This is a genomic window from Janthinobacterium sp. 61 (genome assembly GCF_002846335.1).
Taxonomy (GTDB): Bacteria; Pseudomonadota; Gammaproteobacteria; order Burkholderiales; family Burkholderiaceae_D; genus Janthinobacterium.
On the sequence record NZ_PJMQ01000001.1, the window covers coordinates 1494285 to 1517767 of the forward strand.

A 23483-nucleotide genomic window follows, 5' to 3' on the forward strand; every position below is an offset into this window, starting at 1 on the left:
AGAAATTTGATGATTGACCCGCATCTCCCATTCTCCGCCTGAATGGTGCCGAAATGGCGTCAGGCGTAGGGCGGGCGGCGCCACCACGAAGGAGGCCCGTTCTTGAGCAGCATTCATGAAACTGCGTACCCCCGCTTCAAGCCAGAACTCACGCAACGCGAGCTTGAGGATGTCTATACGCCCAACGAAGGGGAAAGTAAATTCATCCACCGTAAGGGCCGAACGGGCCCCGCCAGGCTTTATCTGGCGCTGCTGCTAAAAACAGTCCAGCGCCTGGGTTACTTTCCGATGCTCCATGAAGTGCCGGTGCCGGTTGTTTCGTTTATCGGCAAGACAATCGGGGTGGGGGTCATTTCTGCACGCGACCTTCTGGAAGAAGAGAAGCGGCATCATTCCCGAGAACGAGGTATCGAGGCGGTCAGACAATACGTTGGGATCAGGCCGATCACGAGCGATACCCACAAGGCCATTCTGAGTGCCGCGACCGAGGCCGCGCAGACCAAGCACGAGCTGGCCGACATCATCAACGTCGTCATCGAAGAGCTGATACGCCAACGGTTCGAGTTGCCTGCTTTCAGCACCCTCAATCGCAAAGCATTGACGGTACGCATCGACGTCAACGACCGCTATTTTAAAACGCTCGTGGATCCTCTGCCGGCTGCCTTAATAGAACGGTTTGACGCGATGCTTGTGCCGACGCCGCAGCAGGCGATGAGTGGTTGGCAGCAGCTCAAACAGGATCCCAAAAAACCGACCAATACGGAAGTGCGACTCTATCTGGAACATCTGCAATGGCTCCAGGGTTGGGCGGCCGAGCTACCTGCAGTGGCGCACATCCCCGTGCTAAAACGCAGCCAATATGTGTATGAGGCCCGTGCGCTGGACGTGGCGGACATGAAGGCGCTCAAACACGATAAACGCTACGCGCTGATGGTGCTACTATTTCACGCCCAGATGAGCAAATCTCTTGACGATGCGGTCGAGATGTTTATCCGCAAACTGCGCAAGATTCATACCGGCGCGGAAGAAAAGTTGCGGCAGTATTATCTGGAGCACCAGAAACGCGCGGAGAAACTGATTATCCAGCTGCGCGACGTCCTGGAGGCCTTCGTGGAGGGCGAAACGGACGAGGACAGGGGGGCACGCATCGCCGCGGCCTTCCACGATGAACCGGGCAACCTCCTGATCGAGTGCGACGAACACATCGCCTACACCGGGAACAACTACTTGCCTTTCATGTTGGCGCCTTATCAAACGCAGCGCCCATTGCTGCTAAATTGCCTCAGCCTGCTTAATCTCGAATCGACATCGGCCGATCGGTCCCTCATCGATGCGATCTGCTTTGTATTGGCGAACCGGCAAAGCCATCGCGAAAGCCTGTCGATCGCCGAAACGAACGTCAGTCTAAAATGGATACGGGAAAAATGGCGCAAGCTGGTCACCGGCCAACGATCCGGTGCGGTCTCGGAAGTGAATCGAAAGTATTTTGAACTGTGCGTGTTGACCGAGGCGATGCAAGAGCTACAGTCGGGAGATTTGTTTGTCGCCAATAGCGATCACTTCAGTGACTACCGGACGCAGCTGATCGATTGGGATTTGTATCAGGCCCAAGTGGAAGAATATGGCGCCATGCTCGGCATGCAGACCGAGCCAAAGGCATTCTCGGCAGCGCTCAAGCAATCGCTCGCGGCGATCGCGGCGAGCGTCGACGCCGGCTTGCCGGAAAACGAGCACGTGGATCTGAACGGCACGGAGTTAATCCTGCGCAAGCACGCGAAGGACGCGAAGCCGGAGGCGTTGGAACGAATCGACAAAATTCTCACCACGCGCCTTCCCGAAAAAAACATCTTAGACATCTTGGTGGAGTCGGAGGGGTGGCTGGATCTGCATAAACAGTTCGGCCATTGTCCGGATTCGATTCCAAAGTCGACGACCCGCGCAAGCGCTTTATCACCACGCTGTTTTGCTATGGATGCAACCTTGGCGCCACCCAGACTGCCCGTTCAGTCAAAGATCTAAGCCGTAAACAGGTGGCTTGGCTCAATTTGCACCACATTACAGAAGAGCGCTTGGAAAAGGCCATCGTCCAGGTCATCAATGCATACAACAAATTCCTGCTACCGAAGTACTGGGGCTCGGGCAAGAGCGCGTCGGCAGACGGAACTAAGTGGAACATGTACGAGCAGAACCTGCTGTCCGAATACCACATCCGTTATGGCGGCTATGGCGGTATTGGGTACTACCACGTCTCAGACATGTATATCGCATTGTTCAGCCATTTCATCCCGTGCGGCGTGTACGAGGCGATTTGCATCCTGGATGGACTGATCAAGAACGAGTCGGACATTCAGCCCGATACCTTGCACGGTGACACCCATGCGCAAAGCGCTCCAGTATTTGGCCTGGCCTATCTGCTGGGGATCAATCTGATGCCCCGCATCCGGAATCTGAAAAGCCTAGTATTTTACAAGCCAGACCGGGGCAAACGTTACGAAAATATTAACGGTCTGTTCAGCGAGTCAATTAACTGGGAGCTGATCGAAACCCATTTGCCGGACATGCTTCGCATCGCGTTGTCAATCAAGGCCGGCAAGATCACGCCGTCGACAATCCTGCGCAGACTTGGCACGTCAAGCCGCAAAAACAAATTATATTTTGCCTTCCGTGAACTAGGCAGGGTTGTGCGAACCGAGTTTCTTTTGAAATATATCGGTGACGTGGAACTACGCAAAACCATCAACGCGGCGACCAACAAGAGCGAGGAGTTCAACCAATTTATCAAGTGGCTGTTTTTTGGCAATCAGGGCATCATCGCGGAAAACGTGCGACATGAACTGGCCACGGAGCTGCGGTACCGCCGCAACAAAGCTTTGTTTCTGCTTGGTTTCTGGCGCGGGTTTCGCGGCGACGAGTTGACGCGCCTGCAAATCGCAGCATGTTCACGTCACGCAAGGTGAAGGGATGACTTGCTTCTTGCCGCCCACCAAAGGTGATCGCCAGTTCAAGGGCGGCAACTTCAAGGTGCCGTTGCTATCGCGCCTGTGCCCAGTCAGCGCTTATGAGGAATGGATCGCTGCGGCGAGATTGACGGCTGGACTGGTGTTTCGTGCCATTGATCGCTGGGGCAACATCAGCGATAACGGACTGAACATCGATAGCCTGGTACCGCTCCTGCGTAATATCCTGCAGGAAGCCGGCGTTGATGCGCATGAGTTGTACAGCGCTCACTCGCTGCGGCGCGACTTTGCCAACTGGGCAACAGCCAATGGATGGGATCTCAAAACGCTGATGGAGCACGTGGGCTGGAAAAACGCCCAATCCGCCATGCGCTACATCGACAGGGAAGATCCCTTTAACCAGCGCCGTATCGAACAAAACCTGTATCCTCTTTATAGCAAGTAATTAAACAGCTGCAGGTGGACCTTTAATTCTGACAAGATTGTAATCCTGGCGTTAGACGATTGTCATCTTTCCAAGGTAGACTGAAGACAGAGACCGACGGCGATCTTCACCATCCGCATAACGTGGACACAGCAGTTGAACTAGTGGAAAAGTGACATGCGATTATTAGTGGTTGAGGACGAGCAAAAGGCGGGCGAATATATTCAGAAAGGTCTGAGTGAGTCTGGTTTTGTTGTTGACTTGGCGAGAACTGGGCCCGACGGACTTCACGCTGCCACGACTGCCCATTACGACCTGATCGTGCTTGACGTCATGCTTCCGGGCTTAGATGGTTGGCAAATCATTGCTGAGTTGCGCAAAACGGTCGATACGCCTGTGCTGTTTCTTACCGCACGGGATGGACTCGATGACCGCATCAAAGGTCTGGAGCTTGGTGCGGATGATTACTTAGTCAAGCCATTCGCTTTTGTTGAGCTGCTTGTTCGTATTCGAACGTTGTTGCGCCGGGGGCCGATCAGAGAAGCTGATATTTTTCAGATTGCCGATCTGGAACTGGACATTCCTAAGCGAAGAGTCATACGGGCCGGTGTTCGGATTGATTTGACTGCGAAAGAATTTGCACTTTTGCATTTGCTATCCAAGCGGGTCGGACAAGTTTTATCCCGGCCGTTGATTGCATCGCAAGTATGGGATATGAATTTCGACAGCGACACAAACGTGGTGGATGTCGCAGTACGCCGTCTACGAGCAAAAATTGACGACCCCTTCGAGGTAAAACTGATCCATACGATTCGGAGTATGGGCTATGTGTTAGAAGATAGACAATGAAGGCCAAGAACTGGTCTCTCACCACGCAGCTGGGGGCGCTCTTCGTCTGCATCTCGGCAATTGTATTTTCGGCCTTAGGCATCTATCTCTATCAAGCTCTCGCGGTGCAGCTCCAAGCACGGGATGATGCAGACCTTGTCGACCGTATTGTGTTCATCAGACATATGCTTGAGGAGACACCGAGTGTAGAGTCGATTCGTGTGGATCCGCACCGTTTTTTAGATGCTGTCGATTTGCATGGCGGCTTTTTGCTCGTTATGCAGGCACAAGACGGTGAAGAATTAACCCGCAATACCCGTGACCGTTCATTCATGCATGCCAGCGGGGCTGTGCCGGTAGAGACGATGCCAGAGCCATCTCACGTACGTGCTGCACTAGGGCATAGCGAACCCAACCTAAGAGTTATTGCTGCGCTGGGTACCGTTGGTTCGACAGGTTCCGTGGTGAAAATCACGCTCGCCCGAAGCGAAGAGAGCCGCGCAGCTGTTCTATCTGCATACAAGTTAAAAGTGCTTGCATCGGGCTTCTTTGGTGCGGTGCTAACAGCCCTACTGGGGTTTCTACTAGTACGTCGCGCGTTGCACAAAGTAAAGCTCATCGCGCAGCAAGCTCAGCAGGTCAGTGCGCACAATTTGGAAGTGCGCTTGCATGCAAAATCAGCACCGAAGGAAATCCAGATACTGGCTGATTCGTTCAATGAGGTGCTTGACCGCCTGCAAAATAGCTTTAATAACCTTTCCCAATTCGCAGATGACCTGGCACATGATTTGCGTACGCCGCTCAACAATCTGATGGTTCAAACAGAAGTTGCTCTGTCTCACCCCAGAGAATCGGAGGAATATCAAAACCTTCTCTCATCTAACTACGAGGAGTTTGGCCGTCTTGCTAGAATGGTGGAAAGCATATTATTTTTGGCGCGGGCTGACCATGACCAAGTTTTGCTAGCAACTGAACAGCTTGATATGGATGTTGAGCTGACGCGAATCGCCGAGTATTTTGAAGGGCCAGCGTCCGACGCCGGGATATCATTCATCGTCATCGCCACTGGTAAAGTGCTTGCTGATGGACTCCTGCTTCGCCGCGCGGTGAGCAACCTTGTATCGAACGCCCTTCGGTACACGCCGAAGGGCGAAACTATCTTGCTCAAGGCGATAGAGGACGACGACGGGGCCGTAGTTTCTGTTTCCAATCCTGGCCCAGGCATCGCGCAAGAACACCTGCCGCGGTTGTTTGACCGGTTCTACCGTTCCGATAAATCGAGGGCCAGTACGTCAGCCTCCGCTGGCTTGGGTCTTTCAATCGTCAAATCCATCATGACGCTTCACCATGGCCGTGCCAGTGTTACGAGTGAGCTTGATGGAGTTACCCAATTCACGCTATTTTTTCCTGACACGACAGTATCGATCGAAACAGTGAAGCGCTGAAAACGCATTTTTGAGGACAGAAATCTTGTGCTCAGCGGTTAACTACGCAAGCTGCAGCTCCCAGTATCCCACATCAATCCACTGATCAAATTTACAGCCAACCCGCTTGAACATAGCCACCTTCTCAAATCCTAGGCGCTCGTGCAAAGCAACGCTAGCTTCATTGGGCTGCGCAATACCACCAATGACCACCTGCAGTTGGCGGTGGCGGAGCTCCTCGATCAGGGTACTGTAAAGCTGTCGGCCGATGCCCTGACCGACACCATCGTGCGCCACGTACACCGTTGACTCGACCGAAAAGCGATAGGCGCTGCGGGCACGCCAGGGCGTTGCGTAAGCGTAGCCGACTATCTCTCCGTCGCGTTCAAAGACGTACCACGGCAACTGCCCACCCACAGAGGCGATGCGCTGGGCCATCTCATCGATGGCGACTATCTCCTCTTCAAACGTGATGGTGGAGCTGCTAACGTAATGGTTGTATATCGTGGCGATCGCAGCAGCATCGGCGGTAGTGGCAAGTCGAATCATCAGCGGGATCCAAATAGACGTGAAGTGGCAGCAAGGAGCACGGCAGCAAACTGCGCACGGCCCCCTAAAGTGTCATCCTAGCAATGGTCCATCATATGTGGCCTCACGGCGCATTGCGTTGAGTAGGATCGCGCAGAAAAGCTGGTGAAGGCCCTGTTCCTCCCGAGCGGGCCCGCTCCCGTCCTGCGGCCTCGGCCCACCAGATCAACTGGGAAAAGGTGCGCTCGATATAGGAAACCCAGCGCATGCTGTCGACTTCGGGCGCAAAGCTGCCGTCGGCGGCGAAAACAGTGTGTGCGGCCGGAATATGGATCATGGCCGACACCGGCAAACAGCCCAGCTCGGACAGAAAAGCGCGCATGCCCACCGCCGCCCGCACACCACCCCACTGGCCCGCCGAATAGGTGACGATGGCGCTGGGCTTGAAGGCAAACAGGGAACCGCCAAAGTGGTTCAGTAAATGCATCAGTGCCGGACTCATTGAATGATTGTATTCAGGACTAACCATCACATACCCATCGGCGCCGGCAATCTCACTTGCCAGTTGCTCCAACGGCAGGGGCGCCCGCCCCTGCGCATAGGAAAAGTGTGGCTTGAACACGTCACCCAGGTCGTAATCAAGTGGATCAATGAGCACCACATTGTGACCATCACGGCTGCACTGCGCCGCGCAGGCCTTGGCGACGCGTTCGCCCACGCGCGCTGGCAGGGGCGGTATGCTGGTGCGAATAGAACCGAGAAACACCAGAATTTTCATCTTCATCTTACCCTTTTCAGCCAAAACTTCGGCTATGTCATAGTGCAGTGACGACCCGGGGGAGCGGGCCAACGTGAAAACAGCCTATTTGCTTGGCGTCTCGAGATCCATGGCCGCTTCGGCGAGGGCGTGTACTTCGGCCGGCATGGATTCCTTGCGCTCGCTATAGCGGCTAGTCAGGTAATCCGAGCGATCGCGCACCACCAGGGTGAATTTATACAGCTCCTCCATGACGTCGACCAGGCGGTCGTAGTACGGCGACGGCTTCATTCGGTCGTTGTCGTCGAACTCCTGGTATGCCTTGGCAACGGACGACTGGTTCGGGATGGTCACCATGCGCATCCAGCGGCCCAGCACGCGCAAGCCGTTGACGGCGTTGAACGATTGTGAGCCGCCAGAGACTTGCATTACCGCCAGGGTGCGCCCCTGTGTGGGACGCACGCTACCCATTTCCAGCGGCAGCCAGTCGATCTGTGACTTGAATACACCCGTCACAGCGCCATGGCGCTCCGGGCTGCACCAAACCTGGCCTTCCGACCAGAGCGACAACTCGCGCAGCTCCTGCACCTTGGGATGGTCCGGGCTGACGCTGTCGACCATGGGCAAGCCATGCGGATCGAAGACCCGCGTTTCAGCGCCAAAGTGCTGCAGCAGGCGCTCCGCCTCCAGTGTCAGCAAGCGGCTGAACGAGCGTTCACGTAGCGAGCCGTACAGCAAGAGGATGCGCGGCGGATGCGTTGCCACCGTCGCCGGCACAAGTTTATCAACCGTCGGCGTATCGAGGTGCGCGGCGCTGACGTTGGGCAAGTTATCCGTGAGCTTATGCATGGGGCACCACCCGCTTTCCTTGCGCATCGATGACCGCCTCGCCGTCTTCTTTGGCAAACGCGCCCAGTTGCGGCAAGGGCAGAATGTCAAGCACCAACTCAGATGGGCGGCATAGGCGCACGCCAAGCGGCGTGACCACGAACGGACGATTGATGAGGATGGGATGGGCCAGCATGGCGTCCAACAGTGCCTCGTCGCTGATTTGGGCCTGGTCGAGACCCAGTTCCAGGTACGGCGTACCTTTCTGGCGAATGGCCTCGCGCACGCTCAAGCCAGCACGGGCAATCAAATCGACCAGGATCTCGCGCATTGGCGGTTGCTGCAGGTATTCGATGACCTGCGGCTCAGTGCCAGTATTGCGGATCAACGCCAGGGTGTTGCGCGAAGTGCCACAGGCCGAGTTGTGATAAATAGTGATATCCATGATGAATCCTTTCTTTAATAACTGAGGCGCAGTGCCAGCGCAGCCAGTGTCACCAGCAACACAGGCAAGGTGAGGACAATGCCGACGCGGAAGTAATAACCCCAGGAGATGTGAATCTTCTTACTGTCGAGGACATGCAGCCACAGCAGAGTCGCCAGGCTGCCGATTGGGGTAATTTTCGGTCCCAGGTCACTGCCTATGACATTGGCATAAATCATCGCCTCGCGCACGGCGCCTTGCGCCGAGGTCGGATCGATCGACAAGGCGCCGATTAGCACCGTCGGCATATTGTTCATAATCGAGGACAGAACAGCCGTCAGCACGCCGGTGCCCATGGCCGCTCCCCACACACCATATTGGGCAAAGTAATTGAGTACGCCAGTCAAGTAGCCGGTCAGGCCCGCGTTGCGCAGGCCATATACGACCAGGTACATGCCCAGAGAAAAAACAACGATCTGCCATGGCGCATTGCGGATGACTTCGCGCGTGGGTATCACATGGCCTTTGGCGGCGACAGCCAGCAACAGCGCGGCGCCGACGGCGGCCACGGCACTGATCGGCACGCCCAGGCTCTCCAGCCAGAAAAAGCCGATCAGCAGCAGCGCCAGGACCAGCCAGCCGGCCTTGAAGGTCGCCATGTCGCGGATCGCGGCACCGGGACGTTTGAGCTGGGAGACGTCATAGTCTTGCGGGATGTCCTTGCGGAAAAACCACATCAGTACAAGCAAGGTCGCTATCACTGCCACCGCGTTGACCGGTACCATCACAGCCGCATACTCGGCAAAGCCGATCTTGAAATAGTCGGCAGAAACGATATTGACCAGGTTCGACACCACCAGCGGCAGGCTGGCCGTGTCGGCGATAAAGCCGGCCGCCATCACGAACGCCAAGGTCGCCTTGGCTGAAAACTTCAATTCCAGCAGCATGGCGATCACGATGGGTGTCAAAATCAGCGCGGCGCCATCGTTGGCAAACAGGGCTGCGACGGCGGCGCCCAACAGGACCAGCAAGACAAACAGCTTGCGACCGCTGCCGCCACCCCAGCGTGCCACGTGCAATGCGGCCCATTCGAAGAAACCGGCCTTGTCGAGCAGCAGGCTAATGATGATGACGGCGATAAACGTGCCGGTTGCATTCCATACGATGTGCCAGACGACGGGAATGTCCGACAACTGGATGACGCCAGCCAGCAGCGCGACGCCAGCGCCGATGGCCGCGCTCCAGCCAATACCCAGGCCACGCGGCTGCCAGATAACCAGTACCAGAGTCGCCAAGAAAATCAGGAAAGCAGTCAACATACGAGTGCCTCCTTGGGGGCAGCCGGGGCAAAGACACTGGAAATGTTGTCGACTTCAGCTTTCAGGCGTACAGGGTCATGCCGCAGCTGCTCTAGCGGCAAGGCGAAGAAAGCCTCGATGCGTGCGCGCAAAATGCCATACGTCACCTGGAAAGCAGCGTCCTTTTCTGCATCTGTCCCCGTGACATGGCCAGGATCGTCTACACCCCAGTGGCTACGAAGCACTGGGCCCAGGTAGGCCGGGCACGTCTCGCCAGCGGCGTTGGCACACACGGTGATGACGATATCGGGCACGGAAGGCAGAGCGTCCCAGGACTTGCTGTAATACCCTTGGGTCGATATCTGCTCCTTGGCCAGCAACGCCAGTGCTCCTGGGTGCAGCGCCCCGGCCGGATGACTGCCTGCGCTCAGCGCACGCCAGTCTGCCGGCGCCAGATGATTGAAAGTCGCTTCTGCCAGGATGGAGCGGCAAGAGTTGCCAGTACACAAAAAAAGAACGTTCATGAAATTATCGCAAAAGAGTGAAAAGTAAGGCATGCCCGTGATCTGTGGGCATGCCGAGACGCTCGCCCATCAGACTGCGCTTTGCCCGATGGCTTTGATTTCGTGCTGGATCGCGTTTTTTTCGAGCATGTGCAGCGGCAAACTGACGAAAACGTTCATCCGGGTCATGATCTGCCGGAACACCTTATGGAATACCTCGCGCTTTTCTGCATCAGTGCCAGTAGCTGCAGCCGGGTCTTCGAAACCCCAATGCGCTGAGAGCGGATGACCTGGCCAATATGGGCAGACTTCGCCGGCGGCGTTGTCGCACACAGTAATGATGAAATCCATGTGCGGTGCGTCTGCGGTACCGAATTCATCCCAACTCTTGCTGCGCAGTTTGTCGAGCGGATAGCCGGTCGCTTCAATTTGCTCAATGGCGAATGGGTTGACGCTGCCGCCCGGGTGGCTGCCAGCCGAAAAGCCACGGAAGCGGCCCTTGCCCATGTTGGAGACCAGCGCCTCGGCCATCACGCTACGGGCTGAGTTGCCGGTACAGAGGAACAACACGTTGTACACTTTGTCGATCATGACGACTCCTTTAATCACTGCGTTGGTGGGGGGGCGATTCAATTTGTACGTTTGGATTCATGCGGCATCACAGGCTGCGCCTTGCGCAGTAGTGCAAGGCGCGCCGCCGCAGCAGTTTTCGGTCAAAAAGCCGATCAGGGCATTCAGGCTGTCGATATGCGCGGCGTAGATGACAAAGCGTCCATCTTGGCGCGGCACGATCAGGTCCGCGTGCACCAGTTCCTTCAAGTGAAATGACAGGGAAGATGGCGGGATGCCCAGCTGTTCGGCAATCTTCGTTGCCGCCATCCCTTGCGGTCCGGTCTGGACAAGCAAGCGAAAGATGGCCAGGCGTGACTCCTGTGCCAGTGCCGCCAACGCAGCGATGACATTTTTAGTTTCCATGTGCACTCCTTTTAATTTCATAATTCCATAATAATCGAATTATGAAATTAATGTAAACCTATTTTTATGCGCGGCTATGATTCACCTTGGTACGGAACTCTTGTCGTCCGGGTCTTCTCCAGACGTGTCGACATACCAATTAGCTGAATCTTCGTACAGAGTGGCAGAGGTATGTGTCTCTCAGCACGTTGGAAACTTTGGTATCGCACGTATCTGGCGACAAACGACTTATCGAGAGGTAATAAGCTGCTCAATCAAATGGCGGTAGCAAAGGCGATTGGCTGATAGCGCTTAAAGCGAATGCTTGGCGGCTGCAACGACGGCATGCCTATCTTCACACTCGACCTACTCTTGATAAACCATTGCTGCGCCTAGCATGTTGCCGCAAGAAAGTCGCGGTTCCACTTCGAACCTACTACCTTAATCAAATTATTAAGGTTTCTGTAATGTAAATGTAATGTTTCCGTCATTCGGGTGTGCGGGTCACCTACGTAGAATAGCTTCATCGGATCCGCAACCTCATTCACCCGCACCTGAAAAATAAGGACATTCCAATGAAATCCCTCAAAGCAAACATCATCGCCGTTTTCGCTGTCATCGCGCTCAGCCCCCTCGCCGCGATGGCACACCAAGGCGAAATGCACTCGAATCCTGCGTTTGGCAGTGCTGCTCCGGCGCCGGCCGCCACGCGCACTATCACGATTTCATCGACTACGAAGTATGTGAATGTCGCCCAGGGCGACGTCGTCAAGTTTGATGTGGATGGTAAGACGTTCACTTGGCAGTTCGATACACTGCGAGCCAATTCGAGCTTTGACTTTTCGGCAATTGCGCCGTCTGGCGTGAATACCCACGGCGTACGTGTGTATGTGGCACCTAACCCGACCTACGCCAACTAACTACATGTACGCCCGCCAGTGTACTGCTGGCTCATGAAGTTACTGAGATTTGCGGGACGACCAGTGCAGATGAAAGATGACCCATTGATCGCCCTGTTTTTCGAGCAAAGCTGTTTCAGTGCCGAATAAGTGCACATTTTTGCCCTGAAATTGTCCTGTGGTCTCTGTTTCCTGCATCACGACGGCCAGGTTTCCGTCAATACGTTCGTTTTGTTTTAGGACTTTGCTTTTAGTGGCCTTAGCAAAGGCGGTATCGGCTGGCAGGTGATGGCCAGCGTATTCATCACGTGAACGCTCAACATGCCCAGATTCGTAGATTTTAATTTCCGGGCTAAGCAAAGTGCTCGCGTGCTCGGAATTGCCGCTGGCGAGTGCCTCGTGAAATGCGGCAACGGTTTCAGTTGGTGTGGCGGCGTATAGGGGAAGACTGAATATGGAAATAGCGAGAAGGGAAGTCAGTTGGCGCACAAGGTCTCCAGTGTTTTTGTTTATATGATGAATTGCATTGGTGCAATTAAATCAGCGGGCGGTGATTGTGGCAAGGTGGAAGTGAAAATACTCTGGCAAACTGAAATTCGCTTGACCTTCCGTTCATTGGAAGGTGTAGCGTGAGGAAGCAATTTCATTTCGGGTGGTTCTGGAAATGTACAAGCAACTCGGTTGACCATCACAGGGAAGATACTGCAGATGAATTTCATGCTCACGCGCATTGTAAGCAACCTGGCCCAGGTAAGGTACAGGATAGCGTACGCCTTGCCCTACCTTTGGAGGCAACGCCACGGAGCTGACAATGGTCATTACTCGTTCCTCGCGCCCCTTGAGCTCCCTTCACACCACTTTCCCCGCCGCTTGCTGAAATCATGCACTGGCGTTCGCCTCACCTCGTGCTGTATCCACCCAATTACCAGTCAATTTTGAAAGAGACTCATGCAACGCTTCCACTTATTGCTTCTGGCAACGGTTAGCTTCTCGCCGGTTGTCTATGCACAGTCCGCTCAGCCCGCTAGTGCCACTGCGGCGGTGACAGATGCTAACGCTACGGTGCCGCCGCTGAAATATGTCTCCGCTTTTGCTGATGTTAAGCCGATTGGGGAGTCCCAAACATCTCCAGATAAGGCCTGGATTCAAGCAAATCAGGATGTGACAGGAGGCTCTCACCATGGAGCTCAAGGGGATATGTCGATGGAAATGGCACCCAGTGCAAAAGGCCCGGAAAACTCCAAGCCGTCTTCGGCCAGCGATCCGCACAAAGGCCATCAAATGAACATGAAAGGCAAATGACATGAAGCGATTATCGTTGCCAGTGCCCAATCGGGTAGCTGCTGTGTTCGGTGTGGTATTTCTTGCCGGATGCGCCAGCTTTTCACCGGATGGTGGCTTAAATGATGTCTCTCAGCTAACGCAAGAGCGAATTGGACAAGTCAAGCCCTTCACGAAAGAGAGCCTGAAAGACGGCCAGCATTCCGCTACTCAGGTGCAGACCTTGCTGTCCGCACCCCTTACGCCAGAGTCTGCGGTCCAGATTGCGCTTCTCAATAATGCAGCGCTGAAGGTCTCCTTCGCCGAATTGGGGGTCTCGGAGGCTGAGTTTGTGCAAGCTGGACGGATGCGCAATCCTAGTTTTAGTTTCGGCCGCGTCAGCGGCGGTGGCGACGCGGAAATCGATCGCAGTGTGATGTTTGACATTGTAGGTTTGCTGACGCTGCCCACGCGTCGACGCATTGAGCAAGGACGCTTTGAACAAGCCAAGTTGCTAACAGCTGCTCAGGCTGTGCAGTTGGCGGCAGAGACACGTCGGGCATATTTTATGGCCGTTGCGGCGGCCCAATCGGCCGCTTTCGCGGGGCAAGTGCGCGGCGCCGCCGAGGCATCATCGCAGCTCGCCGACAGCATGACCAAGGTCGGAAACTGGAGCACACTTGACCAGGCCCGTGAGCGTGCGTTTTACCAAGATGCGTTGACACAGTTGGCGAGGACAAAGCATGAAGCAACAGCGACGCGTGAGCAGCTCATTCGCCTCCTTGGCCTATGGGGTGAGCAACAAAACTTTGTATTGCCAGACAGATTGCCCCCCCTGCCGGAAAAGCCGCGGGAAACGAACAATGCGGAAGCACAGGCCATGTCACAACGCCTCGATATGCTGTCGGCCCGCCGCGAAACCGAAGCGATGGCCGCAGCACTCGGCTTAACAAAGGCAACTGGCTTCATCAACGTCTTTGACGCAGGCTACACCAACAAGAGTACGACAGGCTTGCCACGCGAGAACGGTTACCAGATTTCCCTCGAACTACCGATCTTCGATTGGGGTGGCGCCAAGGTGGCGCGGGCGGAAGCGCTCTATATGCAGTCCGTCCATCGCACCACCGACACTGCCGTACGGGCACGCTCAGAGGTGCGGGAGGCCTACTCCGCATACCGCACTAGCTATGACATCGCCCGTCATTATCGCGACGATGTCGTGCCATTGCGGAAAAAAATATCCGACGAGGTTCTGCTTCGCTACAACGGGATGCTTGCCAGCGTTTTCGAATTACTGGCGGACTCGCGTGAGCAACTGGTGAGCGTGAACACAGCCATCGAAACCCAGCGCGACTTTTGGATAGCAGAAACCAAACTTCAGTCCACCATCAACGGTGGAAGTACGAACGATACAAGGGCCATGCCATGATTTCACGTAGAGACTTTTTCAGAGGTGCAGGTGCTGTAGCGGTAAGCGCCGCTGCCGTGAGCAAGGCTGGTGCCGCGTCATTGCCTGAGGCAATGTTGATGGACAATGCCAAGACGCACATCCCCTCGGCGCCACCCACTGGCCGGCCCTACAATCCGGTCGTGACCCTGAATGGCTGGTCATTGCCATGGCGGATGAAAAACGGTGTAAAAGAATTCCATCTGGTGGCCGAACCCGTGGTGCGTGAACTTGCACCAGGGATGAAAGCCAACCTGTGGGGCTATAACGGCCAATCCCCAGGTCCGACAATTGAAGTGGTCGAGGGTGACCGGGTACGCATCTTCGTGACGAACAAGCTACCTGAGCACACCAGTGTTCATTGGCATGGCCAGCGCTTGCCGAACGGCATGGATGGCGTCACGGGCCTTACGCAACCGGGTATCGCTCCTGGAAAGACTTTCGTCTACGAATTCGAGGCCAAACGGCCAGGTACGTTCATGTATCATCCCCACGCCGACGAGATGGCCCAGATGGCGATGGGGATGATGGGTTTCTGGGTGACCCATCCAAAGGATCCATCGCTCCATGCTGTGGACCGTGATTTCGTTTTCCTGCTCAACGCGTATGACGTGGAGCCGGGAAGCTATACGCCGAAGATCAACACCATGCTGGACTTCAACCTGTGGACATTCAATAGCCGCGTCTTCCCCGGCATTGATTCATTGCCTGTGCGCCAAGGTGACAAGGTACGCATCCGTGTCGGTAACCTGACGATGACGAATCACCCTATTCATATACATGGCCATGAGTTTTTCGTCACCGGTACGGATGGCGGCTGGACACCACCGGCGTCTCGCTGGCCTGAAGTCACCACCGATGTCGCAGTTGGGCAAATGCGCGCCATCGAGTTCGTCGCTACTGATCTGGGTGACTGGGCACTTCACTGCCATAAATCCCACCATACCATGAATGCAATGGGCCATTCGGTACCGACAATGATTGGCGTCAACCACCGTGGCGTTGCTGAAAAAATTAACAAAATCGTCCCTGAATATATGGTGATGGGCGACAAGGGCGGCTCCATGGGAGGCATGGAAATGCCGCTGCCAGATAATACTTTACCGATGATGACGGGTGAAGGACCGTTCGGTGGGGTTGAGATGGGGGGAATGTTTACCGTATTGAAGGTGCGCAAGGACCAGAAGCGCGGCGACTACTCCGATCCTGGCTGGTACAAGCATCCGGCCGGAACCGTGGCATACGAGTGGACGGGTACCCTTCCTGAGCCAGAACGTGCAACTAACGCTGGGGGGCAGTCGATGCCAACGATGAACAAACCCAATATTGAAGTTACGGTTCGTAAACCGACCGGGCATAGCGGTCACTAGTTTTTTTAACTGAAAGGAAACATCATGAAAAACCTGCACAAAGTTGTATTGGCAACCTTGATTGGCCTGTCATCCGTGGCAACGACCTCCGTGGCGCTCGCCCAGCAGCAGAGCGCCTCCGCGACGCAAGACGCGATGAGCGAAGGGGAAATCAAGAAAGTGGATAAGGACGCCGGCAAGCTTACCATCAAACATGGCGAGCTGAAGAACTTGGGCATGCCAGGGATGACCATGATGTTCAAGGTCAAAGAGCCGTCGATGCTCGACAAGGTCAAACAAGGCGACAAGGTACGTTTCGTGGTGGAAAAAGTTAACGGTGCACTCACGGTCACTTCCATCGAAGCAGTAAAGTAAATTTAACAAAGAGAGTTGAACATGAAGACACTGCGGAAAATGATTCTTGCCACATCCATTGTGGCGGCAACGCTGGCTACCCCATTTGCCTTGGCACATGCGAGCTTGAAGAGCTCCAATCCCGAGGCAGGTGCCTCCCTGGCAGTTGCACCAAAGGAGATTGCGCTGACCTTCAACGAGAAGGTGGAAGAAGCCTTTAGCTCAATCACTCTGAGCGATGGCGAAGGCAAAGCCGTTGCTGCAGACAAGGCAAAGGTTGATGCAGTAAATCCGGCCATCTTACGCTTGGAAGTACCGACATTGAATGCTGGCGCCTATACCGTGAGCTGGGCAGTTGCAGGGCACGATGGACACCGTCGCAAAGGCGACTTTAAGTTCACGGTGAAATAAATGGATGCAGTCTCGCTGTTGCAAGTCAGTTCAGCTTTGCTGCTGAACTTCGGCTTTGCCTGGCTCGTCGGATCATGGTTTGCACGTTACTGGATGCGTTCTAGCGGTGTCGATCATGATCATTTCGAACCAGCGCTGCGCAAACTTGACTTGATGGCAGCGGCAATCAGCATGGTTGGTAGTGCATCGGCACTATTGAGCGCGACGGCGGTCATGGGAGGTGTAGGGCTACGCGAAGCGTGCCCGATGTTTTGGATGATGGTGTCTACAACCGACTACGGACATGCAGGCTGCGCCATTGTTGTGGCGATGCTTGTTCTCTTTTTTGTTCGATTAACAGGCGGAGTCGGCCGCAGCAGCGATATTGCTGTCGTTCTGCTTTTGGCTACTTTTTCTGCAACACGGGCGTCCATGGGGCATGCGGGCGAGGAAGGCTTCTGGACTATTCCGCTAGCGGTTGAAGCGATTCATTTTTTTGCCATCGGCCTATGGACTGGTGCGGTGATGGTGTCCGGCTGGTTTGTTCTACATGAGACGCGGATAAGGACATTTGATACGGGGTCCATCGATCAATACCTCGAACTGATGTCCCAGGCCGCAATGCTTGCAGTAGTTGCCATTGTTGCTACTGGTATCTACAGCGCCTGGCACCGTGTGGGGAGTTCAGAGCATCTTGTTCATACCACCTATGGCATCACTTTGCTGGTCAAAGTTGCAATGGTCTTCCTGGCCATCGTCTTGGGCGGCTACAACAAATTTCTTGGATTGCCTGCCGCCTCCCGCTCCTCCCGCGGCGTCACTCTGGTGAGAGTTGTTTTACAAGTAGAGACCTTGCTACTGCTCGGTGCACTGTTTGCGGCGGCAATTCTTACCACTCAACAACCACCTACCGCGATGTAATGTCGCGACGGTTTTCTACAAGGGAGTACGATATGAAAAAGATGACCTCAAATGCAATTGCAATAATGTTACTGGCCAGCTTGAGCACTTTCAGCAATGCTGCGGTACCGGATAGCAGCCCGGCAGCACATGGTGGTCATCAGCATGGCGCAAATGAGCAGAGCGTATCTCTTGTCGGCAAGGCGGGCGACCCGAAAAAAGCGACGCGTACCGTCACTGTCGATATGAACGACACCATGCGCTTTAACCCAGCGTCTATTGCCGTGAAACGGGGCGAGACCATTCGCTTTGTCGTCAACAATTCCGGCAAGATCAAGCATGAGATGGTCATTGGTTCTGAGAGCGAGTTGAAAGAACATGCCCAACAAATGGCAAAGTTTCCGGAGATGGAGCATGCGGAACCCAATCAGGTGACCTTGACGCCTGGAAAATCGGGAACCATTGTCTGGCAGTTCGACAAAGCCGGCAAAGTGGAATTTGCGTGCTTACAACCCGGCCACTTTGAGGCGGGCATGAAGGGGCAGGTAGTGGTTTCTGCCAAATAGATGACTTCATTCGGCGGGAATGTTCAATTCCCGCCGTTGCCGCAATAGCTGGTTCCACCACAGCCAACGAAACAGGCGAATCTGGCCAAGGAGTGATTCATGAGTAGAACTGACGCCGAGCATCATGCACACGAGCATCATCACGACAGCCACAGTAAAACTGAACCCGACGATGCGCGGCTGGCAGTAGACGAAAAACCATTCATTGACCCGGTATGCGGTATGCACGTTGGCGCAAATCCCGAAAAAGAAATCACCTACAAAAGTATGGTCTACCACTTCTGTAGCGGAAAGTGCATGACAAAGTTCAACGCAGCGCCAGATTCCTTTATCGATAAAGCGAATGCGGCACCCAACCCTACGCATGCCCCCCAGGAGGGAGCAGTCTACACCTGCCCGATGCACCCCGAGATTCGCCAGCCAGCACCGGGAACTTGCCCTATTTGCGGCATGTCGCTCGAACCTGAAATGCCGACGCTAGATGAGGCGGAAAACCCGGAGCTAGTCGATTTTCGCCATCGTTTCTGGTGGACGCTGCCTCTTACCTTAGTGGTGTTCTTACTGGCGATGTTTGGGCATGTGTTCCTTTCTATGGGGCTGCCAGGCCAAAACTGGATTGAATTCGCATTAAGTACACCTGTCGTACTGTGGGCCGGCTGGCCATTTTTCAGACGCTGGGCGCAATCGCTGGCACGCATGAGCCCGAATATGTGGACTTTGATTGGCTTTGGCGTAATGGCTGCTTATGGCTATAGTGTCGTCGCCACAATCGCACCGGGCCTCTTCCCGCTTACCTTTGCTGCACATGGCCGCATAGGCGTATATTTTGAAGCAGCGGCAGTCATTGTTTCGCTCACGCTTCTTGGACAGATACTTGAGCTGCGCGCACGCTCCCAAACTTCCGCCGCAATCAAATCCTTACTTGGCCTCGCTCCAAAGACGGCTCGACGCATTCAGGACGATGGCTCCGAGGATGACATCCCGCTCACGCACGTCCACGTCGGCGACAAACTCCGTGTCCGACCCGGTGAGAAGGTACCAGTTGATGGCGTAGTGCTCGATGGCGAGAGCTCGCTCGATGAGTCAATGCTGACTGGCGAGCCCTTACCTGTGACAAAGCGTGCAGGAGACACGTTGATTGGCGCAACGATCAATACCAGCGGGAGCCTGATTATGCGTGCCGAAAAAATCGGCAGCGACACGATGTTGTCTCAAATCGTACAAATGGTCGCGCAGGCGCAGCGCTCCCGCGCGCCTATGCAACGACTCGCCGATAGTGTTGCAGGCTATTTCGTGGTCGTTGTCGTGGCAATAGCGCTACTGACGTTCGTGTTATGGGGAATGTATGGCCCTGAACCGAGCTGGGTCTTTGGTTTTGTTAACGCCGTTGCAGTACTGATCATTGCTTGCCCATGTGCATTGGGGTTAGCCACGCCGATGTCCATTATGGCCGCCACAGGCCGCGCGGCCACCCAAGGTGTGCTCTTTCGGGATGCCGCAGCGATAGAAGACCTCAAGAAGGTCGACACACTGATTGTCGACAAGACGGGGACCCTCACTGAAGGTAAGCCTTCCTTTAACAGCGTGGTCGCAGCGCCCGGTTTCAAGGACGAAGACGTCCTGCAAATGGCGGCGAGCATAGACCAGGGCAGCGAACATCCGTTAGCGCACGCGATCGTCTACGAAGCGAACAGGCGAGCACTGGTGCTAACCAAACCTGACAGTTTTGAGTCTGCCAGCGGTATTGGCGTGCGCGGCACGCTTGGCGGGGTGCACATCGCACTGGGCAACACCGCGCTGATGGATGCTGACAAAGTCGATTGGAGGCCGCTTGCTGAGGTCGCTGAACGCCTGCGGACAGAAGGTGCTAGCGTCATGTATCTATCCTCTGACGGCGTTTTGGCTGGACTGATTGCGGTGTCGGATCCCATCAAGGCAACGACGCATGAGGCCATAGAAGGCTTGCGCGCTGAAGGGCTGACCGTAATCATGGCCACTGGCGATGGCGTCACCACTGCGAAGTCCGTAGCCGAAAGGCTGGGCATCACGGAGTTCTACGGCGAGGTGAAACCACAGGACAAGTTGGCCTTGGTAGAAAAACTGCAAAAGCAAGGCAAGGTGGTCGCAATGGCCGGCGATGGAATCAATGATGCCCCCGCACTGGCGAAGGCCAATGTTGGTATTGCCATGGGTACAGGAACAGACGTGGCTATCAATAGCGCTCACGTCGCTTTAGTAAAAGGAGATCTGCGTGGGATTGCCCTTGCCCGTCGAATCTCGGTCGATACTGTTCGAAATATGTGGCAGAACCTGGGCTTCGCGTTTGTCTACAATGCCTTGGGCATTCCCCTGGCTGCCGGTGTGCTGTATCCATTTACTGGCCAACTGCTATCGCCGATGATCGCCGCGTTAGCGATGAGCCTGAGTTCCGTGTCTGTCATTACCAATGCACTCCGGTTGCGCGGTACCGGTCGGCCTTAACCGCTGACTGTGGCACCGAGCGACATTCTTGTGGAAGCAAACATGAATATACCTGCGATAGTGAAAGCTGCATCGAATAATGGCTGCTTGCTTAGCAACGAAGAATTGAATTTTCTTCCGGCTGCACGCCTCAATAGAGACTGTTTCTGCACCAGTTTGGATAGCTCCGCATTGAAAATAGCGCTTTCTAGCGAACCGGGCATGGACGGATTGCACGAGTTGATCGAGGAGCGGTGTCCCTATCTATTTTCTGCGCGGCCTATTTTTGTCTCGTATCGCCAAAGCAAACGTATTGCGGACGTTATTGCAGCGATTGAATCCGTAATATCGCTGCCATCGTATCGTGCGCGCGTTCTGACTGATGCTCCTGACATTGCCAAGCATAATCCTGATGATGCAAAAGGAGTATTTTTTGGCTATGACTTCCACATCCACGACGATACCTTGGCGCTCATCGAAATCAACACAAATGCCGGTGGAGCGATGCTCAACGCCGCGATGGCAAAAGCCCATAGATCGTGCTGTCTCAGCGATAGTGAATTGACACGAGCCATTGATAGCGGTGCGACCCTTGAAGATACCATCTTCAACATGTTTGAGTCGGAATGGGCGCTCTCTCAACGTTCACAGCCACTTCGGACAGTCGCGATAGTTGACGATCATCCAGAGCAGCAGTATCTCTATCCCGAGTTTGTTCTTTTTCGACGCTTGTTCGAACGCCACGGCATAGAGGCCGTTATTGCCTCACCATCGGACCTTACCTATCGTGATGGCGTTTTACGTCATGGGGATCTTGCTATCGACTTGGTCTATAACCGGCTGACCGATTTCATGCTTGAGTCGCCCCAGTGTCTCCCATTGCGTTCGGCGTATCTAGAAAGCGCAATCGTGCTAACGCCGCACCCCCAAGCGCATACCCTCTATGCAAATAAGGCAAATCTGGTTCTGCTATCGGATAAGAAAGAGCTCGTAGCGCTTGGCGTAGCCCCCGCCGTGCAAGATATTCTGCTCAAGAGCATACCGCGAACGCAGATTGTGACGGCCTCCGATGCGGACCGCTTGTGGACGGAGCGCCGAAAGTTGTTTTTTAAACCTGTTGCAGGTTACGGGGGGCGAGCCACGTACCGTGGTGAAAAGATCACCAAACGGGTATGGCAGGACATTCTGGCTGGTGACTACGTCGCTCAGGCCCTCGTCATACCCGGTGAGCGCTCGATCGGTTCCACCGATAATCCTAGCTCGCTGAAATTCGACCTTCGAGTCTATGTTTATGACGGAAAGGTGCAGTGGACCGCGGCCAGGATGTATCAGGGGCAAACCACCAACTTTCGCACCCCTGGAGGTGGTTTTGCACCTGTTTATAGTTTGGACGACGAGCGCACTGCGAATGAAATCAGCTCTATCGCGACTAGAGCTAGTTCCCATCACGATTGAGACGTGTTTGATCCTTAAAGCGAACAGGTTAGTTAGTTACTCTATCCGACCAGCTCTCTGAAACGTCAGAAATCGAATGTCAATGAGGGAGGAATCCATGAATAAAATTGAATCGATCCAGGCATCTATCGGGCTCACAGTTAAGGGTAGCACCAGCGCGGAAGGCAAGACGGCAGGGCAAATGTTTTCTGCCACATTAGCTAATGCACTAGGATCGACGCCAATAGTGGCAATGGCCTTGCCTCCAGTGGCAACTATTCAACACACACAGTTTGACCTTCCATTGAATTTGACCGCTGCTAAGATTTGGCAGCAGGTGAGTATCAATGAACGTGCGCTCGGACTGCGGGCGTACCGTCAAGAACTTCTCGCATCCAATATCGCGAATGCCGATACGCCTGGATATGTGGCGGTAGATATTGACATTGAGAAGGCCTTAAAAACAGGAAAGTCAAAAGATGACGTTTCCCTGCAATTTCGTATTCCAGCCCAAGGTAGCATTGATGGAAACACCGTTGATATGGATGTTGAACGGGCCCAATTTGCTCACAATTCCCTCATGTATGAATACAGCGTTGATCGTGTCAAGGGACGCTTCAAGGAACTAGATGACCTTTTGAAAAATACACCATATTAGTAATCTCTTCTTGGAAATACTGACAGTAGCGACTTAATGCAACTACCGCAGGCAACGGAAAGATTAAGTCATGGCGTGATCGGGTAAGCACCTGAATGGATACGATCGCTGCTGGCCGCATATGCCACCAGCAGCGATCGCATCCAGCACTCAAAACCGCGTTACTTTTTCTTCATCATTTCCTGACAGTCCTTCATCATTTGATCCATTTTTTCATACATTTTCGGATCCATTTGATGATCCTTTTTTGGCTCCATCTGATGTTCCATTCCAGCTTGCGGGGCTTTATTGGCCGCTCGCATCATTTGCGCCTGCTTGGCCTTGCGCCCTTGCTCAATCAGTTGCCAGTCCGGGCCAGCGAAGGCGGGAAATGCAGTGCTAAGAGTGCTGATACAGAGCAGCGTAAGTAGTAATTTTTTCATGATAGACTCCTCGATAAACTAATTTGATGTATGCATCGTCATCCCCATGGTCAAGTGGCTAATTCAACCATCGACAATACAAAAGCCGCAGCGCAACTGCGGGAACGTCTGACATATCAGAAAAAAAATCACTTCTATCCGTTTGCGAAACAAAACGCATCGTAGCAGTGGTAGCACCGAGATCCGGATAGTCGCCGCCTGCGTTATGGTCGGCAAAAGGTGGTCCCATATAGCAGAAGGCGCATGTCTGGCAGCTTGGCATGGCCATCGGCTGCGCAATCGCCGCAGATGCAGGCATGTCGTTTTGCAGTGGAAACGCCGGTATATGGCTGCACCAGATAAAACCGAACAACACCACCGCACACCTCACGAAATACACGAGGTGCTTAGCCGAGCGGTAGGTGCCGAACGGTCTCATG

General features: G+C 54.4%; 26 protein-coding genes and 1 pseudogene. 16 read left to right on the plus strand and 11 right to left on the minus strand.

Translation table 11 applies throughout. The features are described 5' to 3' along the window. The first annotated feature begins 102 nt into the window (after nucleotides 1-102). From CLU92_RS06905 to CLU92_RS06925, 5 genes and pseudogenes are all read left to right on the plus strand, one after another. Nucleotides 103-2019: a DUF4158 domain-containing protein gene (locus CLU92_RS06905; RefSeq protein WP_071080229.1), complete on the plus strand. Its 1917-nt coding sequence runs from the start codon at nucleotides 103-105 to the stop codon at nucleotides 2017-2019. Next, nucleotides 1905-2861: pseudogene (locus CLU92_RS28160) on the plus strand (transposase); the annotation flags it as partial. The gene CLU92_RS06905 and the pseudogene CLU92_RS28160, both read left to right, overlap by 115 nt. 112 nt (nucleotides 2862-2973) lie before the next feature. Further along, complete coding sequence (locus CLU92_RS28165; RefSeq protein WP_242428562.1) at nucleotides 2974-3402, plus strand: tyrosine-type recombinase/integrase; 429 nt, start codon at nucleotides 2974-2976, stop codon at nucleotides 3400-3402. A 156-nt stretch (nucleotides 3403-3558) separates the two neighbouring features. Then, the gene (locus CLU92_RS06920) at nucleotides 3559-4230 is read left to right on the plus strand and encodes a heavy metal response regulator transcription factor (protein WP_071080232.1); all 672 of its coding nucleotides are present in this window, start codon (nucleotides 3559-3561) and stop codon (nucleotides 4228-4230) included. Next, nucleotides 4227-5654 (plus strand): heavy metal sensor histidine kinase, encoded by a 1428-nt coding sequence (locus CLU92_RS06925; RefSeq protein ID WP_071080233.1) that lies wholly within the window; start codon nucleotides 4227-4229, stop codon nucleotides 5652-5654. Before CLU92_RS06920 ends, CLU92_RS06925 begins: the two co-directional genes overlap by 4 nt. 42 nt (nucleotides 5655-5696) lie before the next feature. Here the strand turns inward: CLU92_RS06925 and CLU92_RS06930 are convergent, their stop codons facing one another. From CLU92_RS06930 to CLU92_RS06965, 8 genes are all read right to left on the minus strand, one after another. Then, nucleotides 5697-6182 (minus strand): arsinothricin resistance N-acetyltransferase ArsN1 family B, encoded by a 486-nt coding sequence (locus CLU92_RS06930; RefSeq protein ID WP_071080234.1) that lies wholly within the window; start codon nucleotides 6180-6182, stop codon nucleotides 5697-5699. 103 nt (nucleotides 6183-6285) lie between these two features. Beyond that, nucleotides 6286-6945: an NADPH-dependent FMN reductase gene (locus tag CLU92_RS06935; RefSeq protein ID WP_218973449.1), complete on the minus strand. Its 660-nt coding sequence runs from the start codon at nucleotides 6943-6945 to the stop codon at nucleotides 6286-6288. A gap of 78 nt (nucleotides 6946-7023) precedes the next feature. Continuing rightward, nucleotides 7024-7767, minus strand: coding sequence for an arsenical resistance protein ArsH (gene arsH / locus CLU92_RS06940; protein WP_071080235.1), 744 nt, complete (start codon nucleotides 7765-7767; stop codon nucleotides 7024-7026). Then, nucleotides 7760-8191: an arsenate reductase (glutaredoxin) gene (arsC, locus tag CLU92_RS06945; protein ID WP_139174851.1), complete on the minus strand. Its 432-nt coding sequence runs from the start codon at nucleotides 8189-8191 to the stop codon at nucleotides 7760-7762. Before arsC ends, arsH begins: the two co-directional genes overlap by 8 nt. A 14-nt stretch (nucleotides 8192-8205) precedes the next feature. Then, the gene (locus CLU92_RS06950) at nucleotides 8206-9489 is read right to left on the minus strand and encodes an arsenic transporter (protein ID WP_071080238.1); all 1284 of its coding nucleotides are present in this window, start codon (nucleotides 9487-9489) and stop codon (nucleotides 8206-8208) included. Further along, entirely contained in the window at nucleotides 9483-9992 is a 510-nt protein-coding gene (locus CLU92_RS06955; RefSeq protein ID WP_071080239.1) for an arsenate reductase ArsC, read from the minus strand. The genes CLU92_RS06950 and CLU92_RS06955 overlap by 7 nt, the downstream gene beginning before the upstream one ends. A 69-nt stretch (nucleotides 9993-10061) precedes the next feature. Then, nucleotides 10062-10562: an arsenate reductase ArsC gene (locus CLU92_RS06960; RefSeq protein WP_071080240.1), complete on the minus strand. Its 501-nt coding sequence runs from the start codon at nucleotides 10560-10562 to the stop codon at nucleotides 10062-10064. A gap of 57 nt (nucleotides 10563-10619) precedes the next feature. Beyond that, on the minus strand, nucleotides 10620-10946 hold the full coding sequence (locus CLU92_RS06965; RefSeq protein WP_101481279.1) for a helix-turn-helix transcriptional regulator: 327 nt from the start codon (nucleotides 10944-10946) through the stop codon (nucleotides 10620-10622). Between the two features lie 554 nt (nucleotides 10947-11500). On the opposite strand from CLU92_RS06965, the gene CLU92_RS06970 reads away from it, so the two are divergent. After that, a complete protein-coding gene (locus CLU92_RS06970; protein ID WP_081344994.1) occupies nucleotides 11501-11845 on the plus strand; it encodes a CzcE family metal-binding protein in 345 nt (114 codons plus the stop codon). A 39-nt stretch (nucleotides 11846-11884) separates the two neighbouring features. Here CLU92_RS06970 and CLU92_RS06975 read toward each other — a convergent pair whose 3' ends face one another. After that, nucleotides 11885-12313 (minus strand): DUF4440 domain-containing protein, encoded by a 429-nt coding sequence (locus CLU92_RS06975; RefSeq protein ID WP_081344995.1) that lies wholly within the window; start codon nucleotides 12311-12313, stop codon nucleotides 11885-11887. A gap of 459 nt (nucleotides 12314-12772) precedes the next feature. Between CLU92_RS06975 and CLU92_RS27430 the strand changes: the two genes are divergently transcribed. The 10 genes from CLU92_RS27430 (at nucleotide 12773) to CLU92_RS28410 (ending at nucleotide 22642) form a co-directional block, all read left to right on the plus strand. Beyond that, nucleotides 12773-13126, plus strand: a complete 354-nt coding sequence (locus CLU92_RS27430) for a hypothetical protein (RefSeq protein WP_139174853.1) — start codon at nucleotides 12773-12775, stop codon at nucleotides 13124-13126. A gap of 1 nt (nucleotide 13127) precedes the next feature. Beyond that, the gene (locus CLU92_RS06980) at nucleotides 13128-14513 is read left to right on the plus strand and encodes a TolC family protein (RefSeq protein ID WP_071080242.1); all 1386 of its coding nucleotides are present in this window, start codon (nucleotides 13128-13130) and stop codon (nucleotides 14511-14513) included. Next, nucleotides 14510-15901 carry a multicopper oxidase family protein gene (locus CLU92_RS06985; RefSeq protein WP_071080244.1) on the plus strand — a complete coding sequence of 464 codons (1392 nt, stop codon included), beginning with the start codon at nucleotides 14510-14512 and terminating at the stop codon, nucleotides 15899-15901. Before CLU92_RS06980 ends, CLU92_RS06985 begins: the two co-directional genes overlap by 4 nt. Before the next feature lie 24 nt (nucleotides 15902-15925). After that, the gene (locus CLU92_RS06990) at nucleotides 15926-16255 is read left to right on the plus strand and encodes a copper-binding protein (RefSeq protein ID WP_071080246.1); all 330 of its coding nucleotides are present in this window, start codon (nucleotides 15926-15928) and stop codon (nucleotides 16253-16255) included. Nucleotides 16256-16276: 21 nt separating this feature from the next. Further along, entirely contained in the window at nucleotides 16277-16645 is a 369-nt protein-coding gene (locus tag CLU92_RS06995) for a copper resistance CopC family protein (RefSeq protein ID WP_071080248.1), read from the plus strand. After that, nucleotides 16646-17545 carry a copper resistance D family protein gene (locus tag CLU92_RS07000; protein ID WP_071080250.1) on the plus strand — a complete coding sequence of 300 codons (900 nt, stop codon included), beginning with the start codon at nucleotides 16646-16648 and terminating at the stop codon, nucleotides 17543-17545. A gap of 41 nt (nucleotides 17546-17586) precedes the next feature. Then, nucleotides 17587-18090, plus strand: a complete 504-nt coding sequence (locus CLU92_RS07005) for a plastocyanin/azurin family copper-binding protein (RefSeq protein WP_373918910.1) — start codon at nucleotides 17587-17589, stop codon at nucleotides 18088-18090. Nucleotides 18091-18189: 99 nt separating this feature from the next. Then, nucleotides 18190-20571, plus strand: coding sequence for a heavy metal translocating P-type ATPase (locus CLU92_RS07010; RefSeq protein ID WP_081344997.1), 2382 nt, complete (start codon nucleotides 18190-18192; stop codon nucleotides 20569-20571). Between the two features lie 42 nt (nucleotides 20572-20613). Further along, on the plus strand, nucleotides 20614-22005 hold the full coding sequence (locus CLU92_RS07015) for a hypothetical protein (RefSeq protein ID WP_232731428.1): 1392 nt from the start codon (nucleotides 20614-20616) through the stop codon (nucleotides 22003-22005). A gap of 97 nt (nucleotides 22006-22102) precedes the next feature. After that, nucleotides 22103-22642: a flagellar basal body protein gene (locus tag CLU92_RS28410; RefSeq protein ID WP_306821361.1), complete on the plus strand. Its 540-nt coding sequence runs from the start codon at nucleotides 22103-22105 to the stop codon at nucleotides 22640-22642. A 161-nt stretch (nucleotides 22643-22803) separates the two neighbouring features. On the opposite strand, the gene CLU92_RS07025 is transcribed toward CLU92_RS28410, so the two are convergent. After that, nucleotides 22804-23064: a hypothetical protein gene (locus tag CLU92_RS07025; RefSeq protein WP_070289049.1), complete on the minus strand. Its 261-nt coding sequence runs from the start codon at nucleotides 23062-23064 to the stop codon at nucleotides 22804-22806. Nucleotides 23065-23122: 58 nt separating this feature from the next. Beyond that, nucleotides 23123-23482 carry a hypothetical protein gene (locus tag CLU92_RS27435; protein ID WP_131687601.1) on the minus strand — a complete coding sequence of 120 codons (360 nt, stop codon included), beginning with the start codon at nucleotides 23480-23482 and terminating at the stop codon, nucleotides 23123-23125. Nucleotide 23483: the final 1 nt, after the last annotated feature.